The organism is Streptomyces sp. NPDC058457, from assembly GCF_042720695.1.
Lineage (GTDB): Bacteria > Actinomycetota > Actinomycetes > Streptomycetales > Streptomycetaceae > Streptomyces.
In genome coordinates, this window is record NZ_JBHXLU010000142.1 from 1 (window position 1) to 21,396 (window position 21,396).

At 70.4% G+C, this 21,396-nt stretch carries 25 protein-coding genes; 15 read left to right on the forward strand and 10 right to left on the reverse strand.

The genetic code is table 11. The annotated features are described in order from the left end of the window. Window positions 1-96 precede the first annotated feature (96 nt). Entirely contained in the window at window positions 97-669 is a 573-nt protein-coding gene (locus ACFWPS_RS51520) for a hypothetical protein (protein WP_383720780.1), read from the reverse strand. 197 nt (window positions 670-866) lie between these two features. Between ACFWPS_RS51520 and ACFWPS_RS51525 the strand changes: the two genes are divergently transcribed. After that, the gene (locus ACFWPS_RS51525; protein WP_383720783.1) at window positions 867-1,844 is read left to right on the forward strand and encodes a CorA family divalent cation transporter; all 978 of its coding nucleotides are present in this window, start codon (window positions 867-869) and stop codon (window positions 1,842-1,844) included. 82 nt (window positions 1,845-1,926) lie between these two features. Here ACFWPS_RS51525 and ACFWPS_RS51530 read toward each other — a convergent pair whose 3' ends face one another. Beyond that, window positions 1,927-2,511: a TetR/AcrR family transcriptional regulator gene (locus tag ACFWPS_RS51530; protein WP_383720787.1), complete on the reverse strand. Its 585-nt coding sequence runs from the start codon at window positions 2,509-2,511 to the stop codon at window positions 1,927-1,929. Window positions 2,512-2,695: 184 nt separating this feature from the next. On the opposite strand from ACFWPS_RS51530, the gene ACFWPS_RS51535 reads away from it, so the two are divergent. Further along, window positions 2,696-3,460: an SDR family NAD(P)-dependent oxidoreductase gene (locus ACFWPS_RS51535; RefSeq protein ID WP_383720790.1), complete on the forward strand. Its 765-nt coding sequence runs from the start codon at window positions 2,696-2,698 to the stop codon at window positions 3,458-3,460. Between the two features lie 12 nt (window positions 3,461-3,472). On the opposite strand, the gene ACFWPS_RS51540 is transcribed toward ACFWPS_RS51535, so the two are convergent. The 4 genes from ACFWPS_RS51540 to ACFWPS_RS51555 form a co-directional block, all read right to left on the reverse strand. Next, window positions 3,473-4,486 (reverse strand): alpha/beta fold hydrolase, encoded by a 1,014-nt coding sequence (locus tag ACFWPS_RS51540; RefSeq protein WP_383720843.1) that lies wholly within the window; start codon window positions 4,484-4,486, stop codon window positions 3,473-3,475. Between the two features lie 160 nt (window positions 4,487-4,646). Continuing rightward, entirely contained in the window at window positions 4,647-6,041 is a 1,395-nt protein-coding gene (locus ACFWPS_RS51545) for a purine-cytosine permease family protein (RefSeq protein ID WP_383720793.1), read from the reverse strand. 160 nt (window positions 6,042-6,201) lie between these two features. Beyond that, window positions 6,202-6,456 carry a chaplin gene (locus tag ACFWPS_RS51550; RefSeq protein WP_383720796.1) on the reverse strand — a complete coding sequence of 85 codons (255 nt, stop codon included), beginning with the start codon at window positions 6,454-6,456 and terminating at the stop codon, window positions 6,202-6,204. A 125-nt stretch (window positions 6,457-6,581) separates the two neighbouring features. Beyond that, window positions 6,582-7,232, reverse strand: a complete 651-nt coding sequence (locus ACFWPS_RS51555; RefSeq protein ID WP_383720799.1) for an FMN-dependent NADH-azoreductase — start codon at window positions 7,230-7,232, stop codon at window positions 6,582-6,584. Window positions 7,233-7,359: 127 nt separating this feature from the next. On the opposite strand from ACFWPS_RS51555, the gene ACFWPS_RS51560 reads away from it, so the two are divergent. Beyond that, a complete protein-coding gene (locus ACFWPS_RS51560) occupies window positions 7,360-7,710 on the forward strand; it encodes a winged helix-turn-helix transcriptional regulator (protein WP_383720802.1) in 351 nt (116 codons plus the stop codon). A gap of 97 nt (window positions 7,711-7,807) precedes the next feature. On the opposite strand, the gene ACFWPS_RS51565 is transcribed toward ACFWPS_RS51560, so the two are convergent. Then, window positions 7,808-9,022, reverse strand: coding sequence for an esterase/lipase family protein (locus ACFWPS_RS51565; protein ID WP_383720805.1), 1,215 nt, complete (start codon window positions 9,020-9,022; stop codon window positions 7,808-7,810). A gap of 243 nt (window positions 9,023-9,265) precedes the next feature. On the opposite strand from ACFWPS_RS51565, the gene ACFWPS_RS51570 reads away from it, so the two are divergent. Both ACFWPS_RS51570 and ACFWPS_RS51575 read left to right on the forward strand, forming a co-directional pair. Beyond that, on the forward strand, window positions 9,266-10,507 hold the full coding sequence (locus ACFWPS_RS51570) for a serine/threonine-protein kinase (RefSeq protein WP_383720808.1): 1,242 nt from the start codon (window positions 9,266-9,268) through the stop codon (window positions 10,505-10,507). Beyond that, window positions 10,504-10,959, forward strand: coding sequence for a LamG domain-containing protein (locus ACFWPS_RS51575; RefSeq protein WP_383720811.1), 456 nt, complete (start codon window positions 10,504-10,506; stop codon window positions 10,957-10,959). The genes ACFWPS_RS51570 and ACFWPS_RS51575 overlap by 4 nt, the downstream gene beginning before the upstream one ends. A 3-nt stretch (window positions 10,960-10,962) precedes the next feature. On the opposite strand, the gene ACFWPS_RS51580 is transcribed toward ACFWPS_RS51575, so the two are convergent. Next, entirely contained in the window at window positions 10,963-12,021 is a 1,059-nt protein-coding gene (locus ACFWPS_RS51580) for a hypothetical protein (protein ID WP_383720814.1), read from the reverse strand. 180 nt (window positions 12,022-12,201) lie between these two features. Between ACFWPS_RS51580 and ACFWPS_RS51585 the strand changes: the two genes are divergently transcribed. Continuing rightward, a complete protein-coding gene (locus tag ACFWPS_RS51585) occupies window positions 12,202-12,423 on the forward strand; it encodes a hypothetical protein (protein ID WP_383720817.1) in 222 nt (73 codons plus the stop codon). 6 nt (window positions 12,424-12,429) lie between these two features. On the opposite strand, the gene ACFWPS_RS51590 is transcribed toward ACFWPS_RS51585, so the two are convergent. After that, a complete protein-coding gene (locus tag ACFWPS_RS51590; RefSeq protein ID WP_383720820.1) occupies window positions 12,430-12,696 on the reverse strand; it encodes a PLD nuclease N-terminal domain-containing protein in 267 nt (88 codons plus the stop codon). Window positions 12,697-12,785: 89 nt separating this feature from the next. Here ACFWPS_RS51590 and ACFWPS_RS51595 point away from each other — a divergent pair, with 89 nt between their 5' ends. Further along, window positions 12,786-13,316 (forward strand): DUF3515 family protein, encoded by a 531-nt coding sequence (locus ACFWPS_RS51595; protein ID WP_383720844.1) that lies wholly within the window; start codon window positions 12,786-12,788, stop codon window positions 13,314-13,316. A gap of 17 nt (window positions 13,317-13,333) precedes the next feature. Here ACFWPS_RS51595 and ACFWPS_RS51600 read toward each other — a convergent pair whose 3' ends face one another. Next, window positions 13,334-13,885, reverse strand: coding sequence for a TlpA family protein disulfide reductase (locus tag ACFWPS_RS51600; protein ID WP_383720823.1), 552 nt, complete (start codon window positions 13,883-13,885; stop codon window positions 13,334-13,336). Window positions 13,886-13,948: 63 nt separating this feature from the next. Here ACFWPS_RS51600 and ACFWPS_RS51605 point away from each other — a divergent pair, with 63 nt between their 5' ends. The 8 genes from ACFWPS_RS51605 (at window position 13,949) to mqnE (ending at window position 21,369) form a co-directional block, all read left to right on the forward strand. After that, complete coding sequence (locus ACFWPS_RS51605) at window positions 13,949-15,406, forward strand: menaquinone biosynthesis decarboxylase (protein ID WP_383720826.1); 1,458 nt, start codon at window positions 13,949-13,951, stop codon at window positions 15,404-15,406. Then, window positions 15,403-16,305: a menaquinone biosynthesis prenyltransferase MqnP gene (gene mqnP / locus ACFWPS_RS51610; protein ID WP_383720828.1), complete on the forward strand. Its 903-nt coding sequence runs from the start codon at window positions 15,403-15,405 to the stop codon at window positions 16,303-16,305. The genes ACFWPS_RS51605 and mqnP overlap by 4 nt, the downstream gene beginning before the upstream one ends. Before the next feature lie 170 nt (window positions 16,306-16,475). Further along, on the forward strand, window positions 16,476-17,516 hold the full coding sequence (locus ACFWPS_RS51615; RefSeq protein ID WP_383720831.1) for an NACHT domain-containing protein: 1,041 nt from the start codon (window positions 16,476-16,478) through the stop codon (window positions 17,514-17,516). Between the two features lie 131 nt (window positions 17,517-17,647). Then, the gene (locus ACFWPS_RS51620) at window positions 17,648-18,163 is read left to right on the forward strand and encodes a hypothetical protein (RefSeq protein ID WP_383720834.1); all 516 of its coding nucleotides are present in this window, start codon (window positions 17,648-17,650) and stop codon (window positions 18,161-18,163) included. 186 nt (window positions 18,164-18,349) lie between these two features. Further along, window positions 18,350-18,922, forward strand: coding sequence for a Uma2 family endonuclease (locus ACFWPS_RS51625; RefSeq protein WP_383720837.1), 573 nt, complete (start codon window positions 18,350-18,352; stop codon window positions 18,920-18,922). 55 nt (window positions 18,923-18,977) lie between these two features. After that, window positions 18,978-19,622 (forward strand): UbiX family flavin prenyltransferase, encoded by a 645-nt coding sequence (locus ACFWPS_RS51630; RefSeq protein ID WP_383720839.1) that lies wholly within the window; start codon window positions 18,978-18,980, stop codon window positions 19,620-19,622. 85 nt (window positions 19,623-19,707) lie between these two features. After that, window positions 19,708-20,163: an Lrp/AsnC family transcriptional regulator gene (locus ACFWPS_RS51635; protein ID WP_073901832.1), complete on the forward strand. Its 456-nt coding sequence runs from the start codon at window positions 19,708-19,710 to the stop codon at window positions 20,161-20,163. A 42-nt stretch (window positions 20,164-20,205) separates the two neighbouring features. After that, window positions 20,206-21,369 carry an aminofutalosine synthase MqnE gene (gene mqnE, locus ACFWPS_RS51640; protein ID WP_383720841.1) on the forward strand — a complete coding sequence of 388 codons (1,164 nt, stop codon included), beginning with the start codon at window positions 20,206-20,208 and terminating at the stop codon, window positions 21,367-21,369. Window positions 21,370-21,396 lie beyond the last annotated feature (27 nt).

Below are 21,396 nucleotides of genomic sequence, written 5' to 3' on the forward strand. Positions count from 1 at the left end.
CTCCGGTTGTGGTGAAGACAGGCATCTCCACTACGCCCGGAGGTCTTCTCTTGATCAACTACCGACGCGAGTCACCAACCTCTTGGCCGAGTACAGCTAGGCGCGGGTTCGGGCCCGGTCGCGGAACCAGGCGGCCGTTCCCACCAGCAGGGCCACGGCCAGTCCGTACAGCGGCAGCCACAGGGTGGTCGTGGCCGCGAGGCACTCGGCGACGGCCTTGCGGGCCTGGGTCTGCTGGGCGAACGCCAGGGCGGCGCCGTCGGTGCCGGCCAGGTCTCCCAGGGCGGCCTTCACCTGGAGGGCCTGGTACCGGCCGCTCAGTTCGCAGTCGTCGCGGGTGCCGGGCATCGGGAACAGCCAGGCCTGCCGTTGCAGCAGGGGCGCGAGCGCGATCGCCACGCACAGGCCGACGACCAGCGCGTACGCGACCAGGCCGCGCAGGTAGGGCGAGCGGAGGTCCGGCGTCCAGGCCGCCCGGCGCTGGAAGGCGGCCAGCACCGCGAGCAGCGTCACCCCGATGAAGCTGGCGAACCACTGCCATGAGCCCTGGGCCAGCGCGAACGTCAGCACCGCGGCGAGTCCGATGCCGATGACCCCGGGGGCGGGAATGTCGTCGCCCGCCGTGACGGAGGCCGGCCTCGGGGTCACTCGGGGGCTGGGATCGGTCACGGGCCTCTCCTGCCAGGGGGAGACAGCGGGGGAGCCCTCAGCATCGGCCGCGGGGCGCCGCGGCCCCGGGCACCATGCCGTACCGGCCCGCCGCCTCGCCCGGACGGCCCGCACCTGGTCGGCGGCGGCAGCGCGTGCGCGTACCGCGGGGCGCACGCAGGCTGGGAGCGTGGGCGACGGGATCAGCGGTGAGGGCGATGATCGTAACGGTGGTGTCGGTGCCGGACGGGGGCACGACGCGGGTCTCCGTGCAGGAGGCGCGTCGGCGGCTCGCCACGGATCCGTTCCTGCTCCTCGGCGTCGAACTGCCCGAGGAGGAGGTACCGGCTGAGGAGCCGGTGGTCCGGCAGCTCGGGCTGGACGACGAGGACCTGGAGTGGTTCGCCCGGCCGGACGGATCCCCGCGGGCCGAGTTCCTGGGCGACACCGCCGGGTTCGTCGTGCCGGTGGTCCGTGGCGGCCAGGTCCACCATGTGCACGCCCTGGCCTCCGAACGCTTTCTGGTGGTCGTCCACTGGGGTCGCCGGGCCGGCCTGGCGGGGGACATCACGGCACTGGTGCGGCGGGAGCGGCCGCGCGACGCGGTGGCCGCGCTGTTCCTGCTGCTTCAGGAGGCGCTCTCGACGTTCCGCCGGGCCGCGGTGGAGGCGCTGCTCCAGGTGGAGGAGGTGGAGGACGACATGTTCGAGGCGCGACGCCCCGAGCAGATCTACCGGCTGTCCCAGCTGCGCCGCCACTCCGCCGTCCTGCACCACGCGCTGCTGCCCTACCTCCAGGGGGTCGACGAGGTGATCACCCGCAGGATGATGAGCCCTGACTTCCCGGTGGAGCGGCAGCGGCTCGCTCAGGAGTTCCAGCGGGCGGCGCGCCTGGTCCTCGCGGACATCGAGTCCCTCCAGGACGCCACCCGCCGGGCTTTCGCCAGTTACGGCTCCCTGGTCGCGGGCGAACAGAACGGGGTGATCAACCGGCTGGCCATCGTGTCGGTGATCTTCCTGCCGCTGTCGTTCCTGACCGGTTTCTTCGGCATGAACTTCGAGTTCCTGACGAACCGGCTGGAGACCAGGGACGAGTTCTGGCTGCTCGCCGTGGGGCTCCAGCTGGTCGCCGTGGTCGGCTCGCTCTTCCTGCTGCACCGCAGCCGGATCTGGCGGCGGCTGAGGGACGACGACTAGTACCACTCGCCCCGACCGCCGGTCGTCCCCCGGTACCGGGAGCGACATGGTGCCCGAAGAGGAACCGGCCTCCGGGGACGCCTCAGTTCGTCACGATGCCGTGCAGGAGCAGGTCGATCAGCCTGGTGGCCAGGGCGCGCTGCTCCTCGCTGGCGGCGATGAGGCTGATCCCGCCCAGGGCCATCAGCACGTCCTGGGCAGCGACCCCTGGCCGTGTCACCGACTGTCCCTGCGCTGTGGTCAGCAGGTGGGCGATGGCGTCGGCGAGCAGGGTCCGGGTGTGCAGCTTCTCGCTGTCGTCGGTCAGCACCACGGCCAGCGCCTCAGCCATGCCGTGCTTGGCTGCCATGAAGTCGATGAAGCGCTCCATCCACGTCCGCAGCGCCTCCGCCGGCGGCAGTACGGCTGTCAGGTCCGGTGCCGCCTCGCACAGGCGCTGCACCTCCTCTCGGTAGATCGCCTCGATGAGGAGTTCCTTGGACGGGAACCGGCGGTAGAGGGTGCCGACGCCCACGCCGGCCGCCCGGGCGATGTCCTTGACCGAGGCATCCGCTCCCTGCCGGGCGAAGGCGGCCGCAGCCGCCTCCAGCAGTCGGTCCTCGTTGCGTTGCGCGTCCGCGCGCAGCGCCCTGCGGGGCCGCGCCGTGTCCCCCTCGTGGCCGGTCACCGCCGACCCCCTTCCTGTCACGCTTGCAAAGCGGAACGGGTTCCGCTTACTCTCGAAGGCGAACCGGAACCGGTTCCGGATATGAGGGTACGACGGCCCGTGTGCTTGCGCCACCGGCCTGGATCCGATCCGGTCCGAACCGTCCCGCATCTGAACCACCCCGAACCGAACCAAGGAGACAGTCATGTCCGCACGTCTGCAGAACACCGTTGCCCTCGTGACCGGCGCCAGCAGCGGCATCGGCCAGGCGACCGCCCTGAGCCTCGCCGCCGAGGGCGCCGCCGTCGCGGTCGTCGCCCGGCGCCGCGGCCGGCTGGAGGAACTGGCCGGAAAGATCCGCGCCGAGGGCGGAGCGGCGCTCGTGGTGGCGGCCGACATCACGGAACAGGAACAGGCGACGGCCGCCGTGGAGCGTGTCCTGGCCGAACTCGGCCGCCTGGACGTCCTGGTCAACAACGCCGGCGTGGGAATGGCCGGACCGGTCCTCGACGCACCCGCGCAGGAATGGGAGCGCATGCTGGCGGTGAACATGCAGGGCCTCCTGAACGTCACCCACGCGGCGCTGCCGCATCTGCTGCGCGCGGCGGAGGACTCCCCCCGCCGGGTCGCCGACCTGGTCAACATCAGCTCCACCGCCGGGCGGGTGGCCCGGCCGGGCACGGCGGTCTACAGCATGACGAAGTTCGGCGTGAACGCGTTCACCGAGGCCCTGCGCCAGGAGGTCATGCGGCAGCGACTGCGCGTGAGCGTGGTCGAACCGGGGACGGTGGACACCGAGTTCGTCACCCACTCGCGGGACGACATCAGGGCGTCGCTGGATCAGCAGCTGGCCGGGATGGAGATGCTGCGCCCCGAGGACATCGCGGACGCGGTCTCGTTCGTGGTCACGCGCGACCGCAGGGTCTCCGTCAACGAGATCCTCGTCCGCGCCTCCGAGCAGACCTGGTAGGTCCCGACCCGGTCAGAACCCGTTGACTGCCACGACAGCCGCGGCAAAGCCCCCCGGGTCCTCCTGCGGAACGTTGTGTCCCACGTCCAGGGTCCGGTGCTCGTATGCGCCTGCGAACCTGTCGCGATAGGCCGATCCGTTTCCCGGAGGTGTGAACGGGTCGTGCTTTCCGTCGATGGTGATCGTCGGCACTTTGATGACCGGTGCTGCGGCGAGGCGCTTTTCGAGGTCGTCATACTGGCGCTCGCCTTCTGCGAGGCCGAGCCGCCACCGATAATTGTCGATCACGATATCGACGTAGTCCACGTTGTCGAAGGCCGCTGCCGTGCGATCGAATGTCGCGTTGTCGAAACGCCATGTCGGAGAGTTGAACTTCCAGACCAGTTCGGCCAGATCGCGTCGGTACTCGTCGAGGCCGCGCACACCTCTTTCGGTGGCGAAGTAGTACTGATACCACCATGCCCATTCACTCTTCGGAGGCGACGGCATTTTGTTGGCCTCGACGTTCGCTATCAGATATCCGGTCACGGAGACCAGTGCTTTGCAGCGTTCCGGCCAGAGCGCCGCAATGATGTCGCCCGTCCGAGATCCCCAGTCGTATCCGGCGAGAATAGGTCTCTCTGTCTTGAGGGCGTCCATCAGGGCGATGATGTCGACGGCGAACGCCGACTGCTGGGCGTTCCTGGGTGTTCTCTCCGACAGGAACCGCGTGCTGCCATGGCCGCGCAGATAGGGGACGACCACCCGGTATCCCTTCGCCGCGAGCAGTGGCGTGACCGCTTCGTAGCTGTGGATGTCGTAGGGCCAGCCGTGCATGAGTATGACCGGCTGGCCGTTCGCGGGTCCGGCTTCGACGTACCCCACGTTCAGCTCCCCGGCGTTGATCTGCTTCACCGGACCGAACGACGGCGGGGCCGGGGAACCGGCCGTGCTGTGAGCTCCCGCCCGGGTACGTCCCCTGATGCCGAACCGGCCCGCCACAGCAGCTGTGGCGGCGGCACCGAGGAACTGACGACGGCTGTGCATGGGCCCGTGCGTTTCCATCGGTGAGTCTCCCTGTTTCGAGGTGGCACCGGCAGAACACGGATGCGGCTGCGCAGAGGCGCGCCGGCGCCTCTCCCTGCCATGCAACACCCGTCGGTGGACCCCCGCAACAGTGGTCGACCCACCCCCCTCGCCCCGTTTTCTAGGCAGTCCGGGAGCGTCGTCGCAGCGCCGCGTACAGCAGGGCGCTCACCGCGAAGCCGACCACCGGCGTGATGTCGCCGAAGGCGGGGTGGTGCTTCGGCACCCAGCCCACGTAGTCCTCCTGGTTGGAGAAGAGCGGGACGGAGACCGCGACACCGATCAGCAGGGCGGCGAGACCGGTCCAGTTGGTGAAGGAGCGGTCGGCCAGGCGGGCCGACAGTTCCTCGTCCGTCGCCGTACGGCCCTGGAGCCACCGCTCCACCAGGACCACTCCCAGCCAGGGCGCCACCCAGTAGGCGATGACCAGCAGGAACGCCTCGTAGGCCGCGCCCGCGTCGTCCAGCGAGGCCCAGGCGGCCGCCGTACCGACGATGCCCGACACCACGACCAGGGCGCTGCGGCTCAGCCAGGTGGGGAGCTTCAGGCCGAAGGAGGCGATGGAGATCGCGCCGGAGTACACGTTGAGGGCGTTCGCCGAGACGCCGCCGAGCATGATGGCGAGCAGGACGAGGTCACCGAGCCAGCCGGGGAGGTGGCCGGTGAAGGCGGCCGTCGGGGTGGCGTCCTTCGGGGCGATGATGGTGGCCGAGGCCGCGCCGATGACGGCGACGATCGAGACCGACACGAACAGGCCGACGGCCGGCCACAGGACCGTCCTCGCCTTGTTCGCGGTGCGCGGCAGGTAGCGGGAGTAGTCGGTGGCGTACGGGTTCCAGCCGGCCGCGTAGCCCCAGGCCGCGCTGAACGCGAGCAGGAAGCCGCCGATGCCGCCGCCCGAGCCGCCCCCGCCGAGGTCCGCGTCCTTGAAGGTCCACACCCCGGCCAGCAGGAAGACCACCGCCAGCGCCGGGAACGCGTACTTCTCGAAGGTGTGCACGAAGTTGTGGCCGATGAAGCCGATCAGGATCTCGGCGACCACGACGAGGAGAAGGGAGGGGAGGGGGCGCAGGCCGGTCAGTGTGTTGAGGGCGAAGGCCGCGCTCACGCTGTTCACGGCGAACCAGCCGACGCCCGCGAGCAGGCCGTTGGCGGCGGAGGGCAGGATGTTGCCGAGGAAGCCGAAGGAGAAGCGGCCGATCACCATCTGCGGGACGCCGAACCGCGGCCCGTCCAGTGACAGCACGCCCTGGGTGACCGCGCCGAGCGCGGTGCCCAGCAGGATCGCGGCGGTCGCCGTCCAGAAGTCCAGGCCGAAGAAGAGGACCGCGATCACGCCGATGTAGACGGTCGCGAACTCGATGTTGGGGGACGCCCAGGTCCACAGCAACTGGAGCGGGCTGCCGTGGCGTTCGGCGTCGGGGATGGGTTCCGAGCCCGCCGCCTCCACGGCGATGACCCGGTCGCCGTACTCGGGCGCGATGCTGGTGGTGGAACCGGCGGGAGCAGTCGTCATACGAGGTAAGTGTCGGGATCGCTCCCGGTGCGGCCCAGGGGCGCACTGTCCGCTTCGGACGGCTCACCGGCGTACAACCTGCACGCAGTCGGGGAGTTCCGGAGGCTCGGCGGCCTCCGGAAGTTCCCTCGAACAGCTGGGTCAGGAACTGACGGGTCCGTCAGTGGTTGATGCAGACGTTGCCGCCGGTCGGGTTGAGCAGGGCGATGACGTTGATGCTGTTGCCGCACACGTTGATCGGGATGTTGATCGGTACCTGGACGACGTTGCCCGACAGTACGCCCGGGCTGCCGATCGCGGCGGCGTGGGCGGTGGCGCCGCCGCCACCGTGGTCGTCGGCGTAGGCGGCGGTGGTGCCGGCGAGAACGAGAGTGGCGGCGATGGCGCCGGTGGCGGCGAGAGCGCGGATGCGCATGAAAGCCTCCTGCATAGGGGGTGCGAACCCGTCCATAACAACCGCCCGCAACCGGGCCCGCATCCGCTGCTGGGCCGATCGGCGCAACCGGCCCCGGAACGGGGGGCCGGAGGCCGGTGCGTGCGTTACGCGGCGAGGCGGTCCGCCAGCTCCTTCGCCTTGCTGGCCGCGTCCTGGAGGGCGCGGTCGCGGGAGGCCTCGTAGAGCGGTACGAGCTCGGCCATCGCCGGGTTCTGCGGGGCCATGGTCAGCTCCGGCACGATGAAGTCGACGTCCAGGCCGAGACCTTCGGACAGCAGCGCGGTCAGGTAGTTCTGGACGTACTCGAACGGCTCGCGCGGGGTGCCCGGCGCGTACGAGCCGCCGCGGCTGGCCACCACGGTGACCGGGGTGCCCTTGGCGGAGGGGGTCTCGCCCATCGTGCGGTTGAACAGGACCACGTTGTCCAGCCACGCCTTGAGGGTCGACGGGATCGTGAAGTTGTACATCGGGGCGCCTATCAGCACCGCGTCCGCCTGTTCCAGCTCCTCGATCAGCCGCACCCGGGCCGCGAAGGCGTCCGCCTGCTCGGGGGTGTGGGTGGCGGGGTCGGCGAAACCGGCGGTGTGGGCGGCCGCGTTCAGGTGCGGCACCGGGTCCGCCGCCAGGTCGCGGTAGATCACGGTGCCGTCGGGGTGCTGCGCCAGCCAGGCCGTGCGGAAGGCGTCGGTGACGGCACGGGAGGAGGAGGCCCCGCCGGGGAGGAGGGACGAGTCGATGTGGAGAAGGGTGGCCATGAGATGTCTCCGGATACACGGGCCCACGGCAGAGCCGCAGGGACTGAGAATTCGTACTCAGCTATAGATAACACAGGTGCTTACTTTTTTTCAGCCCCCACCTGTGGTGGGGCGGTACCCTGATCCCATGGCGTTGGAGCAGGCCCATGACCCGGAAGCGTGCAAAGGCGTGGACGCCGGCATCACGCGCGTCTTCCAAGTGCTGGGCAAGCGCTGGAACGGCCCGATCCTGTCCGTCCTGATGGACCAGCCCACGCACTTCGCCAACCTGCGCCGCGCCATCCCCGGCATCAGCGAACGCATGCTCTCCGACCGGCTCACCGAACTCGGCGCGGCGGGGCTCGTGGTGCGCGAGGTCGACGAGGGTCCGCCGCTGCGGGTCGCGTACCGCCTGACGGCCGCGGGGGCCGCGCTGGAGCCGTCGCTGAAGACGCTCGGCGAGTGGGCGAGGGACCACCTTCCCGACGCGCCCTGCTGAGCGCTGCCATTGAGGGGGGCGATGTGCCGGCGGCCCGGTGCTGCTGGTGCGGTGCAGCGCCCGGGCCGCCTTTGCCGACGGGGGTGAAGCGGGCCGGTCAGTCGGGGAGCCGGTCCAGGATCCACTCGGCGAGCTCCTCGGTCATCAGGGCGTGCGCCTCGTTCTTCGAGGAGAGCAGGAAGTCGTCGACGTCGGACTCCTCCGGCGGGAGGTTGTCGATGTCGGCGTACAGGTCGTCCTGCTGGTCCAGGTCGCGGATGGAGACCGCGCTGACGGACGGCACGAAGCACACGCTCCGGTGTGCGATGTCGGCGTTCTCGCCGGCCGCCGCGAGCGTGTCCGCGAGGAGGCCGAAGGACTCCAGCGTGCCGCCCGGCGCGCCGTCGAGTTCGGGGAAGCCGCTCGTGGCGATCGAGTGCGGTCCGCCGAGTGCGCCGTTCAGTACGGCGACCTCGGTCTTCTGGCCCTTCGCCTGGGCGAGGAAGCGGGTGCCGTCGAAGAGCGGCCCGGCGCAGCTGAGTGTCTTCGCGCCGGCGCGGACGCCGTTGCCCGTCCCGTCGCCGCGTCCGCTGGACACCGCGAGCAGGCGCGGGATGCGGGGCCAGCCGCCGACCCGCTGGAGCTCTTCCTTGAACGCGGTCCGCAGTGCGCTCTCCCTGGGCGTGCCGTCCACGGCGTCCAGATGGCGCCAGAGCAGCTGCTGCGCGGCCGGGCTGCTGATCTGCCGCAGGTAGGTGTCGTCGTGCGGGGCGAGGTAGTGCGCGAAGGCCTGGAGGCCGATCGGAATCCAGGCCCCCCGGTGCGGGCTGTCGAACGACAGGTGGACGCCGACCCGGTGGTCGATGCGCTGCGTCTCCATCTTGGCCAGCGCGTACCGGGTGACCAGGCCGCCCATGCTGAACCCGCCGACGAGCAGCCGGGAGTCGCCCAGTTGCTCCGCGACGGTCCGGAGGATGGCGGCGAACACCGTCTCGGCGTTCCGGAGGATCGACTCGCTGCGCTCGTCGAACCCGACGAGGACCAACGTGCGCCCCCGGCGCCGCAGTTCGCTCACGAACGGGAACCGGCCGTTCTCGAGCCCGTCCCAGAGCCAGTCGTAGTCGGTCGGTCCGAGGTCGAACCCGTCGGCGAGGACGACCGGCCGGACCACGCCCTTCTGGCCCTGCCCGTAGTACACCCGGGCGCTGCCGCCCGGCAGTTGCCACTCCTCGTCGGCCGAGGGCGCCTGCGCGGTCGGCCGCGCGCCCGCAGGGGTCACTAGTCCGATGGACCCGGCGGCCTTCTTCGCCTTCTCGACCTTGCTGTCTGCCACGGTCATCCCTTTCCACGCTGCCGGAGGTGGTTCCGGGGGGATCTTCGGCATATGAACCCGGCATTAGACGCTTACCTCATGTTTTCACCAACACGTGTTAAATGGTGCGATTTATGTCCCGGTGGCGTCCTGAAGGGCAGACCGGAGGGCAACTTGCCGTACAGGGGCGGGAATTGGTCATTCGTCGCGCGTCCCGGTCCTATGCTGACCGCGTCTTGGGGAGCAAGCGGCACGGGAGGGATCGTGGCAGCTCTGGAGCCGGGCGATCCGCGCTCCGTCGGGGAGTACCAGCTGCTGAGGCGGCTCGGCGCGGGCGGGATGGGCCGGGTGTACCTCGGGCGCTCGCCGGGCGGCCGGGCCGTCGCCGTGAAGGTCGTACACGCCGAACTGGTCGCGGGGCAGCCGGAGTTCCGGTCCCGTTTCCGCCGTGAGGTGGAGGCCGCGCGCAAGGTCAGCGGCGCGTTCACGGCGCCGGTCGTGGACGCGGACCCGGACGCCCCGCTGCCGTGGCTGGTCACCAGCTACATCGCCGGGCCCTCGTTGCAGGAGGCGGTGGCCGAGCGGGGGCCGCTGCCCGCCGCGAGCGTACTCGCGCTCGCCGCGGGGCTGGCCGAGGCGCTCACCTCCATCCACGCGGCGCAACTGGTGCACCGGGATCTCAAGCCGTCGAACGTGCTGCTCGCCGAGGACGGGCCGCGGGTCATCGACTTCGGCATCGCCCGCAGCGTCGAGTCCGTCACCATCACGCGGGCCGGGCTCATGGTGGGCTCGCCCGGTTTCATGTCGCCGGAGCAGGTCGCGGGCGGGGAGGTGACCGGCGCGAGCGACGTGTTCGCACTGGGCGCGGTCCTCACGTACGCGGCCACGGGCGGCAACCCCTTCGGTGACGGGCCGACCCCCGCCCTGCTGTACCGGGTCGTGCACGACGAACCCGACATCGGCGCCGTCACCGACCCGGCCCTCGCCGCCCTCATCGCCGACTGCCTGGCGAAGGATCCGGCCCACCGGCCCACCCCGCGCGAGATCCTGACCCGGATCGCCCCCGCCGCGGACACCACCGCCCTCCTCGCGCGACCGGCGGCGGACCCCCGAACCGACCTCGACCTCGACCCCGACCTCGCGAACCGTGCGCCCGCGCCCGCCGCCACCCGCCCGGTCACCCGGCACGGTCGGCCCCGCCGGTTCCGCCGGGCGGCGTGCACCGCCGTGCGCTGCTCGTCTCCGGGGGAGCCCTCGCGGTCGCCGCGCTCGGGGCCGTACCGGTCGCGCACGTCCTCAACCGGGGCGGCAGCGCGAAGCCCGTGCGGCGCTCCGCCGGTGCCGTCTCCGTGCCGTCGCCGCTCGCCGCGTGGCCGCTGGACGAGACCTCCGGGACGGTCGCCGCCGACGACACCGGCCGCTACGACGGCGCCGCGACCGCGGTCGGCTGGGGCCGGGGCAAGGACGGGTCCGCCCTGTTCGACGGCGGCTCCAGCCAGGTCGTGACCCGGGGACAGGTGCTCCGCACCGGCAGGGGCCGCGGCTTCACCGTCTCGGCGTGGGTGTGCCTGACCGGCAGGCCGGCGTCCTTCGCCACCGCCGTCGGCCAGGACGCGGGGGACACCAGCGGCTTCTACCTCCAGTACTCGCCCGCGGAGAACCGCTGGGCCTTCGCCCGCCCCGGCCTGCGCGCCCTGTCGTACAGCGTCCCCGAGCCCGGGACCTGGACCCACCTGGTCGGCGTCTACGAGGGCCTGCGCAACCAGCTCCTCCTGTACGTCGGCGGCATCCAGGAGGCCGGCATCAACGACACCAACCCCATCGCGGCCCCCGGCCCCCTGACCATCGGCCGCGCCACCGGCCCCGCCGGTCCCACCGACTGGTTCCCCGGCTCGATCAAGCAGGTCCAGGTGTTCCAGCGGGCGTTGACGGCGGCGCAGGCGAAGGCGCTGCTGTAGGGCTCAGTCGCGGCGGGCCGTGCGCATCCCCGCCGCGGCGCCGACGGCGAGCAGGAACAGGAATCCCAGGACGAAGCACCAGACGGGTCCCGGCGCGTGGAAGAGGGCAAGAGGCAGGACGGCCACGGGCACGAGTGCGACGCTGCCGATCAGTTCACCGCGGTACTTGCTGCGAGGCGGGTCGTAGCGGTCACGGTCGACCGGTGCGGCGGGCAGGAGCACCGCGGTCTGGGGCAGATAGGCGGTGGTCCGCGCCAGCTCCGAGGCGATGCGGCCGGCCCTGGCGCGATACCCGGCGAACTCGTCGCCGTAGACGGGAGGCGCGCCGTACGTGGGGTCGGTGTCCACCCACCCGGTGACCTGGGCCGTCCGGAAGGTCTTGCCGAGCTGGTCGGCGAGTTCGCGCCACTCCGGGAGGCCGGTCAGCTCGGCGAGTCCGGCGAGCCGGGGCAGGACGGCGTCGATGCCGGCGTGACCGTCGTCCCCGGTGGGGATCGGACGAGGGTCGAAGACGAGCACGAGCCGCCGCAGGTAGTCCGTGAGGTCGATCCAGCAGACCGCCGCGTTCCTGCCCTGCTTGGAGGTGGTGGTGGGCAGGCCCTCGTCCAGTTCGGCCAACAGCGGTTCGGCCCTGAGCAGGGCGCTGCGGCGCGACTCCGCGATCCTTGCCTCGATCGTGAGGAGCAGGGCCTCGGCCTCCTCGGCCGCGGCTTGCAACGCGGCCCGGTCCGAGGGGCGCAGGCGGCTGGGGGTCAGGTCGGTGCGGCCGACCGACCGCAACTGCTCATAGGCCACCGCCCATCTGAGCCGCCACTCCTCCGGGTCCGCTCCGGCATGTGCGGCGAGCGCGAGGACCAGAGGCAGGGGCGGCAGCTTTTTCGCGGTGAAGGCCTTGGAGAACTCCGAGCGGGACCAGCTCAGTTCCCGTTCGAGCTCTTCGAGGGTCTGATCCCCCTTCAGCTGCCCCAGATCCCGGGCGAATTCGCGCAGGTGTGGATCAAGTCCGGGCAGATCCACGCCCTTCGGTGGCCGTCCGCGCCGTGCGTCCCCCTGCTCAGCCATGCTCTCCAGGCTACCGGGCAGCCGCTCGGACGCTCCGGAAAAAATTCTTGACCTGCGCTTTCTCCGTTCCCCACGGTCCGGCAACAAAGACCCGCACCGAACGCCCCGCGTCCTGGTTACAACCGAGTCAGCACCCCCGACCGGCGGGGGCGGCCCACTCGGAAGGCAGGCCGACCGGCCATGACCACGAACCGAAACCCCCGACACCCGAACCCACGGCTCGACCTGGTGGCCTTCCTGGTCGTCGTGACCGCGGGCGTCGTACTGCTCCTGAGCGGTGTCTCGACCACTGCCCTGACCACGGGGAGCGCGGCCCTGGCCGCCCTCTACCGGGCCTGGACCGACTCCCGCCGTCGCCCTGAGGCGCCTTCGCGGTCCCGCACCGAGGAGTCCGATCGGTGACCGGCGTCAGTCGGTGCGCGGGTCCTCCGGCTTCAGGGACTTCAGGAACTCCGGGTTGTCGTCAGGTGCGACCCAGTGCTCTCGCGGCTGACGGGTCCTGCCCGCGATCAGCCAGGCCACCGGGCCGACCAGGACCTCGCCGAAGAGCAGGATGACGAACACCCACGCCAGCTTCGGCAGGGCGCGGACCTCGTCCTCGGGGGTGTTCAGGCAGTCCACGAAGGCGTAGATCCACAGCGCGAGGACCAGCAAGTAGGGCAGATACCTGAGCATGGCGGCCAGACTAGCGGGTGACCCGGCCCGCGGATCGGTACCCGGGCATCATGGTTCTCCTCTGAATGGGAGGGGGACCAGCGGTGGCCATGATCGTGGGCGCCCGGCCTCGCGGGAGACGGGTGCCGGGGAGCGGGCGGTCCCGCAGGAGCCGGGCGGCGGCCGGACTGGCCGTGGCCGGACTGCTGGCCGGTGCCGGACTGGTCGCCGGTGAGCTGGACTCGCCGGTGTTCGGGCTGGTCCAGGGGCCGTTCGCGAAGGACCCGGCGTGTGCGCGGCTCGCCGGGCGTTATCCCGGCCGGCTCGGGGGCGCCGACCGGGACCGGGTGTCGTTCGAGGGGCTCGCGGTCTGGGGGCACGGGACGGTTGAGCTGCGCTGCGGCGTGAACCCGCCGGCACCGACCACGGACGCCTGCGTCAGCGTGGACGGCGTCGACTGGGTGTGGCGCAAGACGGCCGCCGACGGGCGCAGGAAACTCGTCACCTACGGCCGCAGCCCCGCCGTGGAGGTCTCCGTCGCCGGTTCGGTGACCGGCATCGACGCGGTGCTGGTGGACCTGAGCCACCTGGTGGCACCGATCAGGGGCGGCGCCAAGTGCCTGGACGGCAACGGGAACTGAGCCGGACCGGGGCCGCGCTACTCCGCCAGCAGCGGCCGGGTGATGCTGCGCACGTCGGCCGCCGTCAGCGGGCTCAGGTACTTCGCGGCGATCCTCCCGTCCCGGTCGATGAACAGGGTGTACGGCAGCGCCTGCGGCAGGTACCCCTTCGGCAGCCGGACCAGCTTGTGGCTGCCGGGGTCGTGCAGGCTCGGGTACACCAGGTCGTGCTCGTCCTGGAACGCGCACCCGCTGTCCCGCCGGGCGTCCGTGTCCACCCCGAGCACCTGGACCCCCTTGGCCGCCAACTCCTGCTGCGCCTTGGACAGTTCGGGCGCCTCTGCACGGCAGGGCCCGCACCAGGACGCCCAGACGTTCAGCACGACGACCTTGCCCCGGTACCCGGCGAGGCTGACCGCCCTGCCGTCGAGGCTGCTGCCGGTGAGGTCAGGGGCCGTCTTCCGGTCGGCGGCCGGCACCCGGGTCAGCGGGGAGACGGGCGAGCCGCCGGCCTCCCGCGGCGGCGCACAGGCGGCGAGCGGAAGCACGAGGAGCAGGGCGAGCAGCGGTAACCGGCGATGACGTCTCACGGCCGACGAGTATGCAGGGGGCGGTGACCGGGCCCGGACCCCGGGTGGCCGATACTGGGACACATGGCTTACGACGATCTTCGCTCCCTGCTCCGGGCACTGGAGCGCGAGGGAGACCTCAAGCGTGTCAAGGCCGAGGTCGACCCGTACCTGGAGGTCGGGGAGATCGTCGACCGGGTGCAGAAGGCCGGCGGACCGGCCCTGCTCTTCGAGAACGTGAAGGGGTCGAGCATGCCCCTCGCGATGAACGTGTTCGGCACCGACCGGCGGCTGCTGAAGGCCCTGGACCTGAAGTCGTACGGCGAGATCTCCGAGAAGATCGGCGGGCTGCTGCGCCCCGAGCTGCCGCACGGCTTCGTCGGCGTGCGCGAGGCGTTCGGGAAGCTCGGTGCGATGACGCACGTACCGCCGAAGAAGGTGAAGTCCGACCACGCGCCCGTCCAGGAGGTGGTCCTCACGGGCGAGGACGTCGACCTCGACCAGCTCCCGGCCCTGTTCACCTGGCCGCAGGACGGCGGCTCCTTCTTCAACCTGGGGCTCACCCACACCAAGGACCCCGAGACCGGCATCCGGAATCTGGGCCTCTACCGGCTCCAGCGTCACGACAGGCGCACGATCGGTATGCACTGGCAGATCCACAAGGACAGCCGCAACCACTACCAGGTGGCGGCGCGGAAGGGAGAGCGGCTCCCGGTCGCGATCGCCTTCGGCTGCCCGCCCGCCGTCACCTACGCCTCCACCGCCCCGCTCCCCGGCGACATCGACGAGTACCTCTTCGCCGGGTTCATCGCGGGCAGGCGGATCGAGATGGTCGACTGCAAGACGGTCCCGCTCCAGGTCCCGGCCAACGCCGAGGTCGTCCTGGAGGGCTGGCTGGAGCCGGGCGAGATGCTCCCCGAGGGCCCGTTCGGCGACCACACCGGCTTCTACACCCCGCAGGAGCCGTTCCCGGCGCTGACCATCGACTGCGTGACGATGCGCAAGCGCCCGCTCCTCCAGTCGATCGTCGTCGGCCGCCCCCCGACGGAGGACGGTCCCCTCGGCCGTGCCACCGAGCGCTTCTTCCTCCCCCTCCTGAAGATCATCGTTCCCGACATCGTGGACTACCACCTCCCCGAGGCCGGCGGCTTCCACAACTGCGCGATCGTCTCGATCGACAAGAAGTACCCGAAGCACGCGCAGAAGGTCATGCACGCGATCTGGGGGGCGCACATGATGTCCCTCACCAAGCTGATCGTGGTCGTCGACTCCGACTGCGACGTCCACGACCTGCACGAGGTCGCCTGGCGGGCCCTCGGCAACACCGACTACGCCCGTGACCTCACGGTCGTCGAAGGCCCCGTCGACCACCTCGACCACGCCTCCTACCAGCAGTTCTGGGGCGGCAAGGCGGGTATCGACGCGACGAAGAAGTGGCCCGAGGAGGGCTACACGAGGGACGGGGGCTGGCCGGACATGGTCCTGCCGGACCCGGATACGGCGGCGAAGGTCGACCGCCGCTGGAAGGAGTACGGTCTGTGAGCTCCGCCTCCGCAGCACTCCCGCAGCCGGGACGCACCAAGGCCTTCCTGCGGCTGGTGATGATCGAGCACTCGGTGTTCGCGCTGCCCTTCGCGTACATCGCCGCGCTGACCGCGATGTTCGAGCTGGACAAGAACGTCCACTGGGGGCGGCTGCTCCTTGTCACGATCTGCATGGTCGGACTGCGCACGTTCGCGATGGCGGTGAATCGGATCATCGACCGCGAGATCGATGCCCGGAACCCGCGCACCGCCCACCGCGAGCTGGTCACCGGTGCGATGAGCGTGAAGCACGCCTGGACCGGCGCGCTGATCGCGGTGGCGGTCTTCCTGGGCTCGGCGGCCCTGTTGAACCCCCTCTGCCTGGCGCTCGCGCCCGTCGCCGTGATCCCGATGGTGGTCTACCCCTACGGGAAGCGGTTCACGAACTTCCCCCAGGCCATCCTCGGCCTCGCCCAGGCCATGGGCCCGATCGGCGGCTGGCTGGCGATCACCGGCGAGTGGTCCTGGGACGCGGTGATCCTCGGCCTCGCCGTCGGCATCTGGATCGGCGGCTTCGACCTGATCTACGCCTGCCAGGACGTCGAGACCGACCGCGAGATCGGCGTCCTGTCGGTCCCGGCCCGCTTCGGCATCCCGGCGGCGATCTGGGGCGCACGGGTGTGCCACGCGCTGACGACCGGCCTGTTCGTCTGGTACGCCGTGGCGACCGGTGCCGGCGCGTTCTTCTGGCTGGGCCTGCTGATCGTCGCCGGCGCCTTCGTCTACGAACACTCCATCGTCCGGCCCCACGACCTCTCCCGCCTGAACCGCGCCTTCTTCAGCGTCAACGGCTTCATCGGCATTGCTCTCTTCGGGTGCGCCCTGCTGGACCTGCTGGTCCGGGGCCTGTCGGTCTGAAGCGACGGGTTGCGGCTGCCTCCCCTCAGTAGTTCCCACCTGCCAGTAGGGGAGGATTCCGGGACAGCGCCTGCCTCGCGCCCTACCATCGAGAACCCACTCGGGCTCGGGAACGGCGATGAGGCAGGCGACTTGGACAGAGTGAGGCCGAGCGCGGCGGGGGGATGACCATGCCCGATGAGCCTTCGTCCTCCCCCTTCGCGGATCACATCGACGGCCGACACAGCACCTACCACGCGCCGGTTCTCGGCAAGGGCGTCCTGAACTACCACGTAGCGCCCGTCCCCGCCGCTGAACACGAGCTGGCCGCACGGATCCACCGCTGGATCAAGAGAGAGGTCCAAGCGCGCGCACTGGAGAACCCCAGCCCGATTCGCATCACTCTGTCGACCACTGATCGTCGTGTCCAGGCGCGGGCCGACGCGCTGATGCCCTCGGCCTCCGAGTACGGAGAGGACTCCGAAGCGCGGCTGGAGCTGAAGGGCGATGTCACTCAGGTCGCAGAGCTGGTGCGTGGACTGCATCGTCGTCAGCTGGTTGTGCTGGGCGACCCCGGTACCGGGAAGAGTGTGACGGCGCTGCTGCTCGCCTGGCAGTGGCTGGAGTCGCGGCGGCCGGACGAGCCGGTGCCGGTGCTGCTGCCGCTCTCGTCGTGGCGCCCCGGTGTGGACCTGCGAGCGTGGATCGTCCGGCAGATCATGCAGATGATCGAGCCCCGCCCAGCCCGTGTTCGGAGGAGTCGATTACGGCCGGACGCCGTGGAGCGCCTGCTCGACGACCAGCGGGTGATGCTGGTGCTGGACGGTCTGGACGAGCTGCCCGCGCCGGTGCGTGCCCAGGCGGTGAAAGCCATCGACCAGGAGGCCATCGGTCACACGCACCTCGTGGTGACCTGCCGAGGCCGTGAGTACCAGGCCGTCGTCAACCGCACCAACAATTTCTTCACCAGGGCCGCCGTCGTGGAACTCGAACCGGTGCGGCTCGACGCGGCGCACGATTTCCTGCTGGGCTCGTACCCGGAGGGCGGCGGCCGCTGGGAGGAGGTCTTCGACGACGTGTGGGCCCGGTCGGGGACACCGTTGGAAGAGGTTCTGGCCAACCCGCTGACTGGCGGCTCATGGAGTTCCTCGACGACGCTCACGCCCGCGGGGTGCTGCGCGAGACCGGGGCGGCACACCAGTTCAGGCACGTGCGGTTGCAGAAGCGGTTGAGCGGCATGACATCCGACCCGACCGCTTCGGCTCCCCCCGAGGGACATGCGGCCACAGAACCAGAGCAGGGCGCGCACCGTCTGAAACGCCTACTGCGGCCCTTTGTCCCGGCCTTGAGTCAGGCCTTTCTCGTGCTCGCCGTGGTCGGTGGATGCGCAGTGATGCCTTTCACGGTGTCCACGCTCGGGAGAGGGCTGGTGTACCACTCGGGCGACAGACCTGAAGAAGTACGGCAAGCGATCTGCCCGCCCGGGGGCCACCCGATCTGTGATGTCAGGACGGCCTTCCTCGCCTGGCGGCTTTCCCCGGATTCCGTCCGGCGCACGGACCTGCGGGACGAGCGGGACCTACGGCTGACCGTCGCGGGGCTCTACGGAGAACTCGAAACAAGCGGGTGCGCCGGAGCGGACGTCGAAGTCGCCCTCACCATCGGCGGCGTCCGGCTTGATCCATTCGTCGTGGGCGGCACGAAACGCCAGGTGAGTTCGGCTGCTCCCCTTCCTCGCATCATCGAGTTCTATCAGGGACCCGTTTCCGTCGAACTCCGCAGAATCGACCGGAAGCCGTGCACGGCCACATTTTCCTGGAGGGCTCCCGCCGTCGGGCAGGACGAGATCGAGGACGGCAGGAGACGTCTGGCCGACTGAGGGGCGCCGAATGCCCTGCGTCCAGAGGGCCGGTTCCGTGATGTCAACAGCTTGGTCGGCGGCGCCCTGTTCGGGTGCGCGCCGCAGGATCTCCCGGTCCTGGGTCGGACCGGCTCACTGTCCTGGGTCGGACCGGCTCACTACTGTGCGGCCTACCATCGAGTGCCGGACACCAAGGAGGCCACCGTGACCGTCTCGGACCTTGACCGCCTGCACTCGCAGCTCAGCAAGCTGGAGGACATGTTCCCCGGCTATGTGACTGAGATTGTCGAGGGCAGCATCGTGATGAACCCGGTGAGGCCGTTCCACGGGAAGACGATCACGCGTGCTTGGAGCGAGCTTGAGCCGCAGCTGGCCCCCGAGTGGGCGCTGGTCACGCACGTGGCGTTTCCCTTCGACGACGACAACGAGTTCTGTCCCGATCTGGCGGTCATCCCAGCTGAAGCGGAGGCCGAGAACCGGAGCGAATATTCGCCCGACCTGATCGAGTTCGTTGCCGAGGTCGTTTCGCCCAGCAGCATCCGCCGGGACTACGAGGTGAAGCCGCGCTGGTACGCATCGCGGGGCATCGCCAACTACCTGATCCTCGATCCGCTCCAGGGCCATGCCGTGACCTTGTGGAACCCCGGACCGGAGGGCTACCGCGGCCGCGACACCATCCCGTACGGCCCGGACCTTACCGTCGACTCCCCCCTCGGGAAACTGACGATCGGCACCGCCCGCCTGCCCGTCGATCCGAAGGCACCCCACCGGTCCTGAAGACCCCTCCTCCCACCGGTACGCTCAAGGTGTGAACGCAGGAGAAACGCAGCGCGTGCCTTGGATCGTGGGGGTGTCCGGGGCGTCCGGAACGCCGTATGCCGCTGCTGCGCTGCGTGCCCTGCTGGACGCGGGGGAGAGCGTCGACCTGGTGGTCAGCCGGGCCTCGCGGCTCACCCTGCTGGACGAGACCGGGATCTCCTTCCGGGACGCGCACTGGGAGGAGGACCTGGGGGAATGGCTGGCACGGGGGGCCGACGGCAAGCCGGGGACCTTCCGGACGGACCTCGCGCGGGTGCGGTACTGGAGCGCCGGGGACCTGGCCGCCGGGCCGTCCTCCGGGTCGTACCCGACGAAGGGCATGCTGATCGTGCCGGCGTCCACCGCCGCCGTCGCCGGGGTCGCGCTCGGCCTCTCCAAGGACCTGCTCCAGCGGGCGGCCAGTGTGACCCTGAAGGAGCGCCGGCCCCTCGTGGTCGCCGTCCGCGAGACCCCGCTGAACGGCCAGACCCTGCGCCATCTGGTCACCCTGGACGACCTGGGCGCGGTCGTCGTCCCCACCTCACCCGCCTTCTACGCGGGCGCGACCCACATCCAGGACCTGGTCGACTTCGTCGCCGGCCGGGTGCTGGACGCGGCCGGTGTGGGGCACCGGCTCTACCGCCGCTGGGAGGGCGACCTCGGCGGCGCGAACAAGTAGCACCACGCCCCCGTACCACCCCCGGCACCACCTCTGCACCACCTCTCATCTACTTCGGGAACTTTCAGCGGAAGGCTTCGATCGCATGGACGCCGTGGACAGGCAGCTCATCCAGGCCCTGAGGGAGAACGGCCGGGCCTCGTACGCGGAGCTGGGCCGCCTCGTCGGACTGTCGGGACCCAGCGTCACCGACCGCATCAACCGGCTGGAGGCGGCCGGGGTCATCACCGGTTACCGCGCCACCGTCAACGCGGCCTCGCTCGGCCTCGGTGTCATCGCCCTCATCGGCATCTCCCTGTCGGACGCCGCCGACCACGAGGACGTGGCGCAGCGGCTGCGGGACCTGCCGGAGATCGAGGACTGCTGGTTCATCGCCGGCGACGACTCGTTCATGCTCAAGGTGCGCTCGACGGACGTCGACGGCCTGGAGAAGACCATCCGTCGGCTGTCCGGGACGAAGGGCGTCTCCCGGACCCGGACCACGATCGTGCTGTCCACGAAGTGGGAGAACCGGGTCGGGGAACTGCCCGAAGAGGTCTAGTCGTACGGTGGGGTGGTCGTGGTCGTGACGAAAGGTGTGGGCATGGACGTCGGGCTCAAGCGTGAGCTGGAGGAGAAGGTCAGGGCCGGTGAGCGGCTGACCCGCGAGGACGGCATCGCGCTGTACGAGTCGGACGACCTCGCCTGGCTCGGCGGCCTCGCCCACGAGGTGCGGACGCGGAAGAACGGCGACGTCGTCCACTTCAACGTCAACCGGCACCTCAACATGACGAACGTGTGCACCGCGTCCTGCGCGTACTGCTCGTTCCAGCGCAAGCCGGGCGAGAAGGACGCGTACACGATGCGCATCGAGGAGGCGGTGAAGCTCGCCAAGGCGATGGAGGGCGAGAACCTCACCGAACTGCACATCGTCAACGGCCTGCACCCGAACCTGCCGTGGCGCTATTACCCCCGGTCGCTGCGGGAGCTCAAGGCGGCCCTCCCGCAGGTCTCCCTCAAGGCCTTCACGGCGACGGAGATCCACCACTTCGAGACGATCAGCGGCCTGTCCGCCTCCGAGATCCTCGACGAGCTGATCGACGCGGGTCTGGAGTCCCTCACCGGCGGTGGCGCGGAGATCTTCGACTGGGAGGTCCGGCAGCACATCGTGGACCACCGCACCCACTGGGAGGACTGGTCCCGGATCCACCGTCTGGCGCACGAGAAGGGTCTGAAGACCCCGTGCACCATGCTGTACGGCCACATCGAGGAGCCGAGGCACCGGGTGGACCACGTCCTCCGCCTCCGCGAACTCCAGGACGAGACGAACGGCTTCCAGGTCTTCATCCCGCTCCGCTACCAGCACGACTTCGTGGACATGAAGGACGGGAAGGTCAGGAACCGGCTCCAGGCGCGGACCCAGATGGCGACCGGCGCGGAGGCCCTGAAGACCTTCGCGGTCTCCCGTCTCCTCTTCGACAACGTCCCGCACGTCAAGGTCTTCTGGGTCATGCACGGGGTGCAGACGGCGCAGCTGGCGCTCCAGCACGGGGCCGACGACATGGACGGCTCGGTGGTCGAGTACAAGATCACTCACGACGCCGACAACTACGGTACGCCGAACAAGCTGACCCGTGAGGACCTGCTGGACCTCATCCGTGACGCGGGCTTCCGCCCGGTGGAACGCAACACCCGCTACGAGATCATCCGCGAGTACGACGGCCCGGACCCCGCCCGCAGGGAGTCCCCGCAGCCGATGCGGGTGTGAGACCCCGGGGGGCTCCGCCCCCCGGAC